This window comes from Actinoplanes sp. G11-F43 (assembly GCF_050589265.1).
Lineage (GTDB): Bacteria > Actinomycetota > Actinomycetes > Mycobacteriales > Micromonosporaceae > Actinoplanes.
This window is the reverse complement of sequence record NZ_JBNZCE010000003.1, coordinates 69,402-82,358: the sequence shown is the minus strand read 5'-3', so window position 1 is coordinate 82,358 and position 12,957 is coordinate 69,402. Positions and strand designations below refer to the sequence as shown.

The following is a 12,957-nucleotide window of genomic DNA, read 5'->3' as shown; positions in this document are numbered from 1 at the left end:
GCCGAGGCGCCACGGGTTACGGCCCGGGGCACAAGTGTCCGGAACCCGTCATCGACACGCCGGGGCCGTTACGCCCGGCCACCGCGCTGCTTTAAGCGAGACATGGACACACGCCACCCGATTCGACGTCTCGGCGCCCTGGCCCTCGCCGCGGCCGCCACCCTCACCTTCGCCGCCGCGTGTTCTGACGAGCCCGAGGAGACCGCCGGCAACGCCGCGGCGGCCGCCGCCGGTGGGCCGGAGCCGAAGACCCTGGACGGCGCCAAGGCCGCCGCGCAGACCGTGTTCGACCGGTTCAGCGGGGGCGACTTCGCCGGCGCGTGGGAGATGTACACCTCGGCCGGCAAGCAGTCGATCAGCAAGGACGACTACATCAAGCTGAACACCGCCTGCTCCCGCAAGGGCCTGGCGATCCAGCTCACCAGCGCCCGGCTGGAAGGCACCGACCGGGCCGTGGTGATCGCCAAGCAGCTGGTGGCGGCCCAGTCGTACATCATGGTCTACGAGCAGGACGCCTGGAAGCTGGAGCCGGCGAAGGAGGGCCTGGCCCTCTACAAGCTCGGCGCGGCCAAGGCGATCGCCGCCCAGAAGAAGGCCGGCACCTGCGCCAACGCGTAGCCCACCGGGCCCTTCTCCGGGGCCCGCCGCGAACCACGGCGGGCCCCGCACCTCGAAGCGCCGCTCAGGCGGCGATCACCGGCAGACCGTCCGGGCCGGTCATCGCCAGCCGGGACCGCACGGTCCCCCGGCTGGCGATCTTGTCGTAGTAGGCCGCCCGGCGCCGGGCCACACAGCCCTCCTTCGGCGGGTTCTCGGCGGCCAGCGCCGGGTCCAGGTGGGTGTTCAGCCCGTCCCGGAGCAGGACCAGCGCCTCGGCCCGCAGCTGCGACACCCGTGACTCGCTGACCCCGAGCTCCGCCGCGATCTGGGCCATCGGCCGCTCCTCGAAGAAGTAGCCGGACACCACCGCGCGCAGCCGCTCCGGCAGCGACTCCACCGCGTGCCGCAGATAGCCGAACCGCTCCCGGCGCAGCAGCATCTCCTCCGGGCCGGCACCCGGCTCGGTGACGATGTCGTCGGCGGTCGCGGTCGCGAACCCCTGCAGGCTGAAGACCGTAGCGCGGTGAACGTCGTCCTCGCTGTGCTCGATGTCCTCGACGGTGCAGCCCAGCTTCGCGGCCACCTCCTGCACGGTCGGGGTGCGGCCTAGCTCGGCCATCAGCTCCTCGCGGGCCGAATCCGTCCGCCGGGCCCGCTGCCGTACCGAACGGCTCGCCCAGTCCAGGCCGCGCAGCTCGTCCAGCAGCGCGCCGCGGACCCGGGCCGCCGCGAACCTCGGGAACGGCACACCACGCTCCGGGTCGAACCCTCGGGCCGCCGCCACCAGCGCGGCATAGCCGGCCGACAGCAGGTCGTCGCGATTCACGTGCGAGGGAACCCGGGCCAGCATCTCCCGGACCAGATGCCCGACGAGCGGCATGTTCGCCCGGACGATGTCCTCGCCACGCCGCTCGATCGCAGGTGTCTCAGCGCTCATCAGGGGGTCTCCTCAAAAACCGAGCCGGTCAGGGGGTCGTCCGGCGCTGAGGAGAAAGATCGGGTGCGCTGAGTGCAGACCGGTTCGCCTTCGGGTGCAAGCCGGTTGCAGAGGGTGGCCGGTACAATGATCAGTAGCGGTCTCCCTGAAGTGAGGACCGCCCCTCGGATCGGCCGCCCCGTGACAGTGCCGGGTCGGGCGACCTCAACCAACTGGGAGTTCCCAACTTCATGACGACCTTCACCGAGCTCGGCGTGCCCGCCGTCCTCACCACGGCGCTCACCCGGCTCGGGATCGACAGCCCGTTCCCCATCCAGGCGGCCACCCTGCCCGACTCGCTGGCCGGCCGAGACGTACTGGGGCGGGGACGCACCGGGTCCGGAAAGACGTACGCCTTCGTCATCCCGGTGGTGGCCCGCCTCGCCGCCGCCGCGACCAAGCCGCGGCCCGGCCGCCCGCGGGCGCTCATCCTGGCGCCCACCCGCGAGCTCGCCACCCAGATCGAGGCCACCCTGAAGCCGCTCGCCGACGCGGCCGGCCTGCGCACCCTCGTCGTCTTCGGCGGGGTCGGCCCCAACCCGCAGATCAAGGCGCTGAAGGCGGGCGTCGACGTGCTGGTGGCCTGCCCCGGCCGGCTCGACGACCACATCCGCGGTGGACACGCCAGCCTCGACGCGGTCGAGGTGACCGTCCTCGACGAGGCCGACCACATGGCCGACCTGGGCTTCCTGCCGGTGGTCCGGCGGCTGATGTCGCAGACCCCGGCCGGCGGTCAGCGGCTGCTCTTCTCCGCCACCCTGGACAACGGGGTGGACGTGCTGGTGCAGAAGTTCATGCGCCGCCCGGTCACCCACCACGTCGACTCGGCCGCCCAGGCACCGGTCGAGATGGACCACCACGTGCTGCACGTCCGCGAGGACGACCGGCTCGGCATCCTCGTCGAGCTGCTGTCCGCGCCCGGCCGGTCGGTGGTCTTCACCCGCACCAAGCGGCGGGCCAAGGTGCTCACCCGTCAGCTCAACACGGCCGGGGTGCCCGCCGTCGAACTGCACGGCAACCTGGCCCAGAACGCCCGCAACCGCAACCTGTCGGCGTTCTCCGACGGCACCGCCGGGACCCTGGTGGCCACCGACATCGCCGCCCGTGGCATCCACGTCGACGACGTGGCCCTGGTCATCCACGCCGACCCGCCGGTCGAGCACAAGGCGTACCTGCACCGCTCCGGCCGCACCGCGCGGGCCGGCGCCCGCGGCACGGTGATCACGCTGATGACCGACGAGCAGCAGGCCGACGTGCGCGACCTGGCCCGCAAGGCCGGCATCCGGCCGGTCACCACCCGCACCCGGCCCGGCGACGCCCTGCTCGCCGAGCTCGCCCCCGGCGAGCGGACCTTCGTCGCCCCGGTGGCGGCGGTCGCGCCCGCCTCCCGCCCGGCGACGTCCTCCCGGCCTGCCACGTCCTCCCGTCCGGCCTCTCCGGAGTCGGCCGAGGGCAGCGGCGGACCGGCCGGCCGGTCCCGGTCCCGGCGCTCCCGTCGCGGACGCGGTCAGGGCGGCGGCACGGCGGCGGGCGCCTCGTCCACCGGAACGTCGTCCACCAGGTCGTCGTCCAACGGCACGTCGTCCACCAGGGCGTCGTCCACCGGCGCCGGGTCCAACGGCGCGGCCTCCACCCCGGTCTTCTCCAGCTCCACGCCCTCCGGCCCGGCGTCCGCCGGCGGCACCGGCGGATCGTCCGGCGGTTCCTCCGCCGGGTCGGCCTCCGCTCGTGGCCGGGGCCGTCGCGGCGGTCGTGGCCAGGGCGGCGGCACCCAGGAGCAGGGCGCGGGCCAGGCCGGCGGCGCCGGTCGCGGCCGGGGCGCGGGCCAGGCACGCGGTTCCGGTCAGACCCGGGGCGCGGCCACCTCGGCACCCCGTTCCGGTACGCCTCAGCAACGCTCCACCGCGGCCGGGTCCACGTCCACCGGCGGTGGCGCGGCGGCGTTCTCGGCCCGCTCGACCGGTCGGCGCTCCGGCCGCTAGACACAGTCCACCGCGTGGTGAGTTTCGGTGCGCTTCGCGCCGAAACTCACCACGCGGTGTTCGACGGCCCGGCAACGCCGAGCGTGGACCGCAACGGCACGAACCGCACCGCTGCGCGGCACACAACGCCCGGCAACACCCAACGTGGACCGCAACGGTGCGAACCGCACCACAACGCGGCACACAACGCCCGGCAACGCCGAGCGTGGACCGCAACGGTGCGAACCGCACCGTTGGGCGGCACGCGGGTGTGTCGCCGGGCCGGTCGTGTGCCGGTCAGGCCTCCGGGACCGAGACGGCGATCTCGTCGCTCAGTTTGTAGCCGGGGCACAGCTCCAGCTCGTCGCCGCTCCAGAAGCGGCCCGGGTCGTACCAGTGGGCTTTGCGGCCGCGGGGCAGCAGGCCCATGTCCTCGTAGGTCACGGCGACCACCTCCGCGCAGTACGCCTTCTCCAGGGTGGCGTCACTGACCCGCTCCCCCTTCTTCCACGGGAGCTGGATCTGCGGCACCCTGCCGCGCGCCCACCGGAACGCCAGCTGCGACGTGGACGGGAACGGTGTGCCGTCGAGTCGCGCCACCGTCTTGAGCGCCTTGTCCTCCATCGCCCGGGTGACTCCGGGGTCGAGCTGTCGCAGCCAGCCGCGCTGGCCGTAGCGGCGGGCCCAGACGGTGACCGCGTCGCGCAGGTCGTGCAGCTGGACGCCACGCTGGAAACTGCCGGACCACATGTCCGGTAATGATCGGCCCAGTTCGGCGTGCCACATGAGCGGCGGCATGTCCTCGATGACGATGGACATGCCGACGTGGTTCACCGGGCTGTTGGTGAGGGTCTGGATGGCACGGTCCGGGCCGGAGCGGCCCCGGAAGATCCAGATGTCTCCCGTACGGGTAAGGTCGATGGCCTCGTCGAGGCTGAGTTCGGCAACCACAGGCTCTATTCTCGGCTGATGCGTTGGTGGAAGATAGCGGGACTGGCGGGGTTGGCTGGCGTGGCGGCGACCGGGGCGGTGATCGCCCGGGCGGAACGCAAGCGCCGCTCCTACACCCCGGAGGAGATCCGGAGCCGCCTGCACGAGCGGGTGGCCGAAGCGTCCACCCGCCCTGAGCTGGACGAGAGCTAGTTTTTCAGCACGAGGTCGGTGTCGCGCAGCAGCGACCAGAGTCCCGCGCCGTCGGGGGCCGAGAACCAGGTCTTGCCCCCGGAGGGCACCACCTCGGCGGTCTCCGACGGGCCGGGGATGGCACCGGCGAGCACGGCCTGCGCGGGTGACAGCCGGCGGATGGCGACGGCCGCCACGTTCTCCGGGTGCTCGCGGGCGAACTCGGAGTAGATCTCCTGGTCGTGTTGCCCGTCGTCGCCGATGAGCAGCCACTTGACGTCGGGGAACTCCTTGGCGAGCCGTTGCAGCGACTTGCGTTTGTGCTCCTGGCCGCTGCGGAACCAGCGGTCCGGGGTGGGACCCCAGTCGGTGAGCAGGATCGGCCCGGCCGGGTAGAGGTGCCGGCTGAGGAACCGGGTCAGGGCGGGCGCCACGTTCCACGCGCCGGTGGAGAGGTAGACCACCGGGGCGCCGGGGTTGGCGTGCGACAGCCGCTCGTAGAGGACGGCCATGCCGGGGACCGCGGCGCGGGCGTGCTCGTCGAGGACGAACGTGTTCCACGCGGCGAGCAGGGGCCGGGGCAGCGTGGTGACCATCACCGTGTCGTCGATGTCGGAGATCACCCCGAACTTGACCGCCGGGTCGAGCACCCGGATCGGGGCGTCGACCGGGACGGTGCCCTCGGTGGAGAGTTTGGCGCTGCCCCAGCCGGGGTCGAGATCGCCTTTGACGATGCAGTCCAGATAGCCGCTGCGGTCGGTCCGGGCCTCGGTGACGGTGCCGCCGAGCTCGATGCGGACCAGCGCGCTGCTCACCGGGGTGGTGGTGAAGCTGCGCCAGCCGCGGACCTTCTCCCGCCGTTTCCGGACGGTGCCGGGGCGGGCGAGCAGGACCCGGCCCATCACCCGGGCCCAGCCGGGCGCTCCGTAGCCGGTGTAGGCGGTGATGTAGGGCTTCCACCCCCGGCCGCGCAGACGTCGCTCGACGATCTCGTGCACGGCGTCCTCGATCAGGGCCGCCCGGTGGATCCGGACCACAGGCGAGGCTCCACCCGCGGGAGTAATCGTCACCATCGCCTCCTTGCGTTGCCGATCCGCCGTCCGCCCGGCCACGTTACCGGGCCGTTGTCACAGTCCGCTGGGAACGGTGGACGGCGGCCGGATGGCCGTCAGGCGGCCGCCGGGAGTTCGGTGGGCGCCCACTGCTCCGCCCACCATTGCTGATCCGTGGTTTCCGCTTCCGGGCCGCGCAAACGTGCCGAGGCGGCTTCGGCTCGCAGACCGCGCAGGGTCTCGGCCGCGGCCTCGGCGCCGCGCCAGGCGGAACGTTCCTTCTCCACCATTTTCCGGTACGCCGCGAACCGGTGCTCCCGGACCGCGTTGCGCAGTTCGGCCTCCTGCTGCACGGGGTGCAGGCGGGGGTTCCAGCCACGGTGCGCGAAGACGTCGTTGAGCTGGGCGATGGACAGGTCCTGGGAGCGGCACAGCGCGGTGGCGGACCGGTGCAGGTAGCGCTGGCGGTCGACGTTCTCGCCGGGCTTGCGACGACGGCTCATCAGCGGGTACGCGGTGGCGGCGGAGATCCGGCGGGCCAGTTCGGCGGCTTCCTCGTACGCGGCCCAGGCCTGGTCGACGGCCTCCTGCGCGGCGGCCCACTCGGCCCGGCGGCGGCCGGCGGCCTCGGCAGCCTCGGTCGCGGCGGCTTCCAGGGTGGCGGCGAAGTGGTTCTCCTCGTCCGGCGCCCCGGGTGCCCGGATACCTTGGGGCAGGGCCGCGGCGGCCACCGCGACGGCCAGCGCGAGCAGGATGATCAGCCAGATGGCGGTGGCCTGTGGCATGGCGCCGAAGACGGTCTGCAGTACGGATTCCATGGTGCTCCCCCGGAGATGTGGATACGACGGCTCGATGACGGTGGGATCCGTCAGCGGGCCGGGGGCGCCCGGGAGCCGTGGGTGCCGGCACTCTCTCCGGCCGGGATCTCAGTGGCGAACATCACCATCGAACCGGCGCCGACGGGAGCGGGTGCCGGGACCGGCTCCGGCAGCTCACCGTGTTCGGCGGATGGCGTCCCGGTGCCCGTGGACACCGTGGAGGCGGCGACCGGGGCCGCGGCGGGAGTGTCCTCGACCGCCGGAGCAGGACCGGGTAGACGCAGGGTGACGGCGAGCGCCAGGACGGCGAGCCCGGTCAGGAAGCGCAGCAACCGACGCCCGTCCCAGGGACGTGCTGCCGGGCGCACCACCGCGTTCACGGTTGTCAACTTACTCGTACGCCCTGGTCAGCCCGCCGGACGAACGGGCCGCCGCCACTCGTTAGGGGACATCGGGCGGTCACCCGGAGGAGGGACGATGGAGGGATGGACCTTCAGGTGGTGGAGCAGGTGGCGCAGCTGGACGAGTGGGTCGCCGAGGGTGGCGTGGCCGTGCTCAGCGGTGCCGGCCTCTCGACCGATTCGGGCATCCCCGACTACCGGGGCCCGTCGGGTTCGGCCCGGCGGGGTTCGCCGATGACGTACCAGACGTTCACCGGGGATCCGCTGGCCCGCCGGCGGTACTGGGCGCGCAGTCACCTGGGCTGGCGCACGATCGGCGACGCCCGGCCCAACTCCGGGCACCGGGCGGTGGCCGGGTGGCAGGAGCGGGGGCTGCTGGCCGGGGTGATAACCCAGAACGTGGACGGGCTGCATCAGGAGGCGGGCGCCCGGGAGGTGATCGAGCTGCACGGCAATCTGGCCCGGATCGTCTGCCTGGACTGCCGCGAGCTGAGCGGCCGGGCCGAGCTGGAGGAGCGGCTGACCGCGGCCAATCCGGGGTTCGCGGCGGTGGCGACGTCGGTGAACCCGGACGGTGACGTGGAACTGGACGAGGCGGAGGAGGCCGGGTTCGCGGTGGTGGACTGCCGGTCGTGCGGGGGGATGCTGAAGCCGGATGTGGTGTATTTCGGTGAGACGGTGCCGCCGGACCGGGTGTCCCGGGCGTTCGCGACGGTGGCCGGCGCACGGTCGCTGCTGGTTCTGGGTTCGTCGCTGACGGTGATGTCGGGGCGGCGTTTCGTGTTGCGCGCGAAGCGGGACGGCATCCGGGTGGCGATCGTGAACCGGGGTGTGACCAGGGGCGAGCCGTACGCGGACCTGGTGATCGACGCACCCCTGGGAGTGGTGCTGCCGAATCTAGCGACGGCGACCGATAGATCCGGATTCAACAGCGCGGTTACCGTCTTGAAATCGAATTAGGTCCCCCGGCACGTTGACGTGACGCCCCTCACTGAGGTTGACTGCCGAAACCGGTACCGAAACCGGTTCCGAAACCCTCCGGCAACAACGCTGGAAACATCGAGGAGCGAGCGTGGCCATCACCATCGCCGACGTGGCGGCCCGGGCCAAGGTCAGCAAGACCACCGTGTCCCGGGTTCTCAACGGCAAGGGTGAGCTGGACGAGTCTACGGCCGCCCGGGTCCGCGCGGTCATCGACGAGATGGGCTATGTTCCGAGCGCCCGGGCGGTCAACCTGGCCCGTGGGCGCACCCGGGTGGTCGGCATGCTCGTCCCGTCCCTCACCTGGCCGTGGATGGGCGAGGTGCTGCAGGGCGCGGTCGACGTCCTGGAGGCCGAGGAGTACGGCCTGCTCCTCTTCACCTGCAACCGCGGTGAGGACTCGATGCGCCAGTTCGCCGCGCAGGTGGCGGCGAAGTCGTTCGACGGGCTGCTGGTGATCGAGCCGGAGGGCACCCTCGACTACATCGCCACCCTGCACGCGCGGGGCCTGCCGATGGTCCTGATCGACGACCGGGACCAGATCAAGGGGCAGATCCCGAGCATCGGCACGACCAACCACACCGGCGCCGGCGAGGCCGCCCGGCACCTGGTGGCGATCGGCCGGCACCGCCCCCTGATGATCACCGGGCCGTCCCGGTTCGGCTGCACGGTGCAGCGCCGGGACGGGTTCGCCGCGGTCTACGCCGAGGCCGGTCACCCGGTCTCCGAGGACCGCGTGATGCTCGGCGACTTCACCTTCGACTGCGGCACCCGGGCGGTCCAGCAGGCGATCGCCGCCGGGGTGGAGTTCGACGCCGTGTTCTGCCACAACGACATCTCCGCGGCCGGCGCCATGCAGGCGCTGCTGGAGTCCGGCCGGCGCGTTCCGGAGGACGTCGCGGTGGTCGGCTTCGACGACATCCCGATGGCGGCGCACACCCAGCCGCCACTGACCACGGTCCACCAGCCCATGCGCGAGATGGGTGAGGCGGCGGCCCGCACGCTGCTCGCCCACTTCGAGGGCACCCCGCTGCCGAACCGCCCGACGATCATCCCGTCGACCTTCACCGTCCGCGACTCCACCCGCTGATCCATTCCGGAAGAACCCCTACCAGAAGTCTCTTCCTCAACTCTAAAGTTTCCTAAACATCAGATACGGGCTCCGGGGCCGGCCATGTGCCGGTCACGCGATGCCGCACGCCCTCAGGGCACCCCTCTCACCCCGTCATGTGATACCGAGGAGAAATCTCGATGCAGCGACGTAAGCTTTTCGCGGTCGCCCTGGCGGGCGTGCTCGCCGGTGGCGGGCTCACCGCCTGTAGCAGCGACTCGCCGAACGCCAACAAGAACGCCGCCAACGGCGCCAAGGTCGACTTCCTGTCGATCGGCATGCCGAACGGCACGGTCACCGAGAACAACAACCCGTTCGTCAACACCGCGGCCGGGACCTCGCTCGGTTACCGCTGGATGATCTACGAGCCCCTGGGCATGTGGAACAACGTCAAGCCGTCCGACCCGCCGGCCCCGTGGCTGGCCAGCAAGATCACCTGGTCGCCCGACTGGAAGACCGTCGACCTGGAGATCCGGACCGACGCGACCTGGTCCGACGGCCAGAAGCTGACCGCCGAGGACGTGGTGTTCACGCACACCATGATCAAGAACACCGAGGCGCTGAACAGCTTCGCGATCCCGTACGACAGCATCACCGCCGACGGCAACAACGTGAAGATGACGTTCAAGACGTCGCAGTTCACCACCCACCACAAGGTCATCTCGCAGACCCCGATCGTGCCCAAGCACATCTGGGAGAAGATCGCCGAGCCGGCCACCGACCCGATCAAGGAGCCGGTCGGCAGTGGCCCGTACACCCTGAAGACGTTCAGCCAGCAGGGCATCACGCTGGCCGCCCGAGAGAGCGGTTACTGGCAGCCCGCGCCGGCCGTCAAGGAGCTGCGCTACACCTCCTACGCGGACAACAACGCGCAGACCACGGCGCTGTCCACCGGCGCTTCGGAGTGGAGCTTCGTCTTCATCCCGAACTACGAGCAGACCTTCATCTCCAAGGACCCGCAGAACTACAAGATCTGGGCCCCGGGCGTGCTCGGCATCCACGGTCTGTACATCAACACCACGCAGAAGCCGTTCGACGACCCGAAGCTGCGCCAGGCGATGAACATGGTCGTCAACCGGGCCGACATCTTCACCCAGGCCGAGGCCGGCTACTTCCACCCGGAGATCAAGAGCGTCACCGGTCTGCCGGAGGGCGCGGGTGACGCCTACATCGCCGACGAGTTCAAGGGCAAGACCTTCACCGTCGACGTCGAGGGCGCCAAGAAGCTGCTCACCGACTCCGGCTACAAGCTGGAGGGCACCACGCTCAAGGACCCGAGCGGCAAGGCCGTGACGATCAAGCTGAGCGACCCGGCGCCGTGGTCGGACTACCAGACCACGCTGGAGATTCTGAAGAGCAACTTCGCCGAGATCGGCATCGAGGCGACGGTCGAGAAGCCGAACCAGAACGTCTGGGACCAGAACGTCCAGAAGGGCGACTTCGGCGCCACGGTCCGCTGGACCAACGGTGGCTCCACCCCGTTCGACATCTACCAGACGGTGATGGACGGCGACCTCAAGAAGCCGATCGGTGAGCTGGCCCAGCAGGGCAACTTCGGCCGGTTCGAGAGCCCGGAGGCGACCGCCGCCCTGAAGGCGTACTCCAACGCCTCCGACGACGCCGCCCGCAAGACCGCGCTCGCCACCCTCCAGAAGATCTTCGTGGAGCAGGCCCCGATGCTGCCGATCGGCGCCGACAACGTCGGTGGCGCGTACAGCACCAAGAACTGGGTCGGCTGGCCGTCGGACGCCGACCCGTACGCCCCGCTCCAGCCCACCCAGGCCGGTGCCCTCGCGGTCGTGCTGAAGCTCAAGCCCGCCAACTCCTGATCGCCTCGCGGGTGCCCCCTTCGTCCGGGGGCACCCGCGAACCCCTCTGCACGAAATGGAAACCGGCATGACGTCGATCCCCGACGCGAAGGCGCCGGCCGACGAGGTGGTGCTCGAGGCGATCGGCCTGACCAAGCACTTCCCCGTCCGCCGGAGTCTGCGCGACGTCTTCTCCCGTACGCACAAGGCGGTGCACGCCGTCGACGACGTGCATCTCATCCTGCGGCGCGGTCAGGTGGTGGCCCTGGTCGGCGAGTCCGGCTCGGGCAAGTCCACGGTGGCCCGGCTGCTCGCCCAGCTCTACCCACGCACCGGTGGCGACATCCGGCTGCACGGCGAGTCGACCAGGGTGAAGTCGGGCTCGGCCTTCCGCCGGTACGCCGCCCGGGTCCAGATGATCTTCCAGGACCCGTTCGCCTCGCTGAACCCGACGCACACCATCCGGTACCACCTGACCCGCCCGTTGCAGATCCACGGGACGGCCGGTGACGACCTGGAGAAGTCGCTGCACGAGCTGCTGGAGCGGGTGTCGCTGACCCCGCCGGAGCGGTACCTGGACAAGTTCCCGCACGAGCTGTCCGGTGGCCAGCGGCAGCGGGTGGCGATCGCCCGCGCGCTCGGCGCCCGGCCCGAGGCGCTGCTCGCCGACGAGCCGGTGTCGATGCTCGACGTGTCGATCCGCCTCGGCGTGCTGAACCTGCTGCGGGATCTGAAGGAGCGCCTCAACCTGGCGATCCTCTACATCACCCACGACATCGCGTCGGCCCGGTACTTCGCCGACGAGACGATGGTGATGTACGCCGGCCGGATGGTCGAGGGCGGGGACAGTGAGACGGTCACACAGTCGCCGGCCCACCCGTACACCCAGTTGTTGATCGAATCCGCCCCGGACCCGGACCGCCTGGACGGTGCCGCCGACACCGCCGACGAACGTGGCAACGGCGAGCCGCCCAGCCTCATCCACCCGCCGTCCGGATGCCGTTTCCACCCGCGCTGCCCGAAGGCGATGGCGCGCTGCTCCACCGACGAGCCGGTCCGCCTGGAGATCGGTGACGTGCCCGGTCACTGGGCCGCCTGCTGGCTGTACGACACGAGCGGAACCGGCAAGGCCGAGGTGCAGAAATGAAGTACTTCCTCCAGCGCCTGGCCTTCTACGTCTTCACCGCGTGGGCCGCGATCACCCTGAACTTCTTCATCCCCCGGATGGTGCCGGGCGACCCGGTGCAGGCGCTGGTCGCCAAGTACCAGGGCCAGCTCAGCACCAGCGCGATGGAATCGCTCTACGTGCTGTTCGGCATCGACAAGGAACGCAGCCTGTGGTCGGAGTACGTCGACTACTGGAAGCAGCTGTTCACCGGTGACCTGGGCCTGTCGTTCACGTTCTTCCCGACGCCGGTGTCCGAGATCCTGGCCGACAGCCTGCCGTGGACGCTGACCCTGATCGGTGTCACCACGGTGATCAGCTTCCTGCTCGGCACCGGCCTGGGTGTGCTGGCCGGCTGGCGCCGCGGCTCGTGGGTGGACGGCCTGCTGCCGGTGACCACGTTCCTGTCGTCGATCCCCTACTTCTGGCTCGGCATCATCGCGATCTACCTGCTGACCGGCCCGGACAGTTTCTTCCCGTCGTCCGGCGGCTTCGACATCGCCCTGCAGCCGGCCTGGGACCAGTGGTTCATCCCCAGCGCCATCCAGCACAGCCTGCTGCCCGCGATGACCATCCTGATCTCCTCGGTCAGCGGCTGGATCCTGAGCATGCGCAACATGATGGTGACGGTGTCGTCCGAGGACTACATCACCGTCGCGCACGCCAAGGGCCTGCCGGAGCGCCGGGTGGCCCTCGGCTACGCGGCCCGCAACGCGCTGCTGCCGAACGTCTCCGGTTTCGCGCTGTCCCTCGGTTTCATCGTCGGCGGCACGCTGCTGGTGGAGATCGTCTTCTCCTACCCGGGTGTCGGCTTCCAGCTGTTCCAGGCCCTCGGCGCCCAGGACTACCCGCTGATGCAGGGCGTGTTCCTGGTCATCACCATCTCGGTGCTGATCGCGAACCTGCTGGCCGACGTGGCGTACCTGCTCCTCGACCCGCGCACCCGCAAGGAGGGCTGACCG

At 70.8% G+C, this 12,957-nt stretch carries 12 protein-coding genes and 1 pseudogene; 8 read left to right on the top strand and 5 right to left on the bottom strand.

What is annotated here, in order from left to right; all coding sequences use genetic code 11:
• Nucleotides 1-102 precede the first annotated feature (102 nt).
• On the top strand, nucleotides 103-618 hold the full coding sequence (locus ACQ0O7_RS02260; protein ID WP_430780035.1) for a hypothetical protein: 516 nt from the start codon (nucleotides 103-105) through the stop codon (nucleotides 616-618).
• Nucleotides 619-682: 64 nt separating this feature from the next.
• Here ACQ0O7_RS02260 and ACQ0O7_RS02255 read toward each other — a convergent pair whose 3' ends face one another.
• Nucleotides 683-1,537: a sigma-70 family RNA polymerase sigma factor gene (locus tag ACQ0O7_RS02255; protein ID WP_430780034.1), complete on the bottom strand. Its 855-nt coding sequence runs from the start codon at nucleotides 1,535-1,537 to the stop codon at nucleotides 683-685.
• A gap of 230 nt (nucleotides 1,538-1,767) precedes the next feature.
• Between ACQ0O7_RS02255 and ACQ0O7_RS02250 the strand changes: the two are divergent.
• A pseudogene (locus ACQ0O7_RS02250) lies at nucleotides 1,768-3,198 on the top strand (DEAD/DEAH box helicase); the annotation flags it as partial.
• A 636-nt stretch (nucleotides 3,199-3,834) separates the two neighbouring features.
• Here the strand turns inward: ACQ0O7_RS02250 and ACQ0O7_RS02245 are convergent.
• Nucleotides 3,835-4,488 carry a hypothetical protein gene (locus ACQ0O7_RS02245; RefSeq protein ID WP_430780033.1) on the bottom strand — a complete coding sequence of 218 codons (654 nt, stop codon included), beginning with the start codon at nucleotides 4,486-4,488 and terminating at the stop codon, nucleotides 3,835-3,837.
• Nucleotides 4,489-4,548: 60 nt separating this feature from the next.
• Between ACQ0O7_RS02245 and ACQ0O7_RS02240 the strand changes: the two genes are divergently transcribed.
• On the top strand, nucleotides 4,549-4,680 hold the full coding sequence (locus ACQ0O7_RS02240; RefSeq protein WP_430780032.1) for a hypothetical protein: 132 nt from the start codon (nucleotides 4,549-4,551) through the stop codon (nucleotides 4,678-4,680).
• On the opposite strand, the gene ACQ0O7_RS02235 is transcribed toward ACQ0O7_RS02240, so the two are convergent.
• The 3 genes from ACQ0O7_RS02235 to ACQ0O7_RS02225 all read right to left on the bottom strand — a co-directional run bounded on the left by ACQ0O7_RS02235 (nucleotide 4,677) and on the right by ACQ0O7_RS02225 (nucleotide 6,909).
• Nucleotides 4,677-5,732 (bottom strand): App1 family protein, encoded by a 1,056-nt coding sequence (locus ACQ0O7_RS02235; protein ID WP_430780031.1) that lies wholly within the window; start codon nucleotides 5,730-5,732, stop codon nucleotides 4,677-4,679. The genes ACQ0O7_RS02240 and ACQ0O7_RS02235 overlap by 4 nt on opposite strands.
• 95 nt (nucleotides 5,733-5,827) lie before the next feature.
• Nucleotides 5,828-6,529, bottom strand: a complete 702-nt coding sequence (locus ACQ0O7_RS02230; protein WP_430780030.1) for a hypothetical protein — start codon at nucleotides 6,527-6,529, stop codon at nucleotides 5,828-5,830.
• Between the two features lie 50 nt (nucleotides 6,530-6,579).
• Complete coding sequence (locus ACQ0O7_RS02225; RefSeq protein ID WP_430780029.1) at nucleotides 6,580-6,909, bottom strand: hypothetical protein; 330 nt, start codon at nucleotides 6,907-6,909, stop codon at nucleotides 6,580-6,582.
• Nucleotides 6,910-7,014: 105 nt separating this feature from the next.
• Between ACQ0O7_RS02225 and ACQ0O7_RS02220 the strand changes: the two genes are divergently transcribed.
• From ACQ0O7_RS02220 to ACQ0O7_RS02200, 5 genes are all read left to right on the top strand, one after another.
• Nucleotides 7,015-7,890: an NAD-dependent protein deacetylase gene (locus ACQ0O7_RS02220; RefSeq protein ID WP_430780028.1), complete on the top strand. Its 876-nt coding sequence runs from the start codon at nucleotides 7,015-7,017 to the stop codon at nucleotides 7,888-7,890.
• A 112-nt stretch (nucleotides 7,891-8,002) separates the two neighbouring features.
• A complete protein-coding gene (locus ACQ0O7_RS02215; RefSeq protein WP_430780027.1) occupies nucleotides 8,003-9,001 on the top strand; it encodes a LacI family DNA-binding transcriptional regulator in 999 nt (332 codons plus the stop codon).
• Between the two features lie 161 nt (nucleotides 9,002-9,162).
• The gene (locus tag ACQ0O7_RS02210) at nucleotides 9,163-10,851 is read left to right on the top strand and encodes an ABC transporter substrate-binding protein (protein WP_430780026.1); all 1,689 of its coding nucleotides are present in this window, start codon (nucleotides 9,163-9,165) and stop codon (nucleotides 10,849-10,851) included.
• 67 nt (nucleotides 10,852-10,918) lie between these two features.
• The gene (locus ACQ0O7_RS02205; protein WP_430780025.1) at nucleotides 10,919-11,977 is read left to right on the top strand and encodes an ABC transporter ATP-binding protein; all 1,059 of its coding nucleotides are present in this window, start codon (nucleotides 10,919-10,921) and stop codon (nucleotides 11,975-11,977) included.
• Entirely contained in the window at nucleotides 11,974-12,954 is a 981-nt protein-coding gene (locus tag ACQ0O7_RS02200) for an ABC transporter permease (protein ID WP_430780024.1), read from the top strand. Before ACQ0O7_RS02205 ends, ACQ0O7_RS02200 begins: the two co-directional genes overlap by 4 nt.
• Nucleotides 12,955-12,957: the final 3 nt, after the last annotated feature.

What these genes read in the sequence shown, in the direction of transcription:
- ACQ0O7_RS02200 (WP_430780024.1), top strand. Translation starts at nt 11,974, where the DNA reads ATGAAGTACTTCCTCCAGCGCCTGGCCTTCTACGTCTTCACCGCGTGG.
- ACQ0O7_RS02230 (WP_430780030.1), bottom strand. Translation starts at nt 6,529, where the DNA reads ATGGAATCCGTACTGCAGACCGTCTTCGGCGCCATGCCACAGGCCACC.
- ACQ0O7_RS02205 (WP_430780025.1), top strand. Translation starts at nt 10,919, where the DNA reads ATGACGTCGATCCCCGACGCGAAGGCGCCGGCCGACGAGGTGGTGCTC.
- ACQ0O7_RS02255 (WP_430780034.1), bottom strand. Translation starts at nt 1,537, where the DNA reads ATGAGCGCTGAGACACCTGCGATCGAGCGGCGTGGCGAGGACATCGTC.
- ACQ0O7_RS02220 (WP_430780028.1), top strand. Translation starts at nt 7,015, where the DNA reads ATGGACCTTCAGGTGGTGGAGCAGGTGGCGCAGCTGGACGAGTGGGTC.
- ACQ0O7_RS02235 (WP_430780031.1), bottom strand. Translation starts at nt 5,732, where the DNA reads ATGGTGACGATTACTCCCGCGGGTGGAGCCTCGCCTGTGGTCCGGATC.
- ACQ0O7_RS02260 (WP_430780035.1), top strand. Translation starts at nt 103, where the DNA reads ATGGACACACGCCACCCGATTCGACGTCTCGGCGCCCTGGCCCTCGCC.
- ACQ0O7_RS02210 (WP_430780026.1), top strand. Translation starts at nt 9,163, where the DNA reads ATGCAGCGACGTAAGCTTTTCGCGGTCGCCCTGGCGGGCGTGCTCGCC.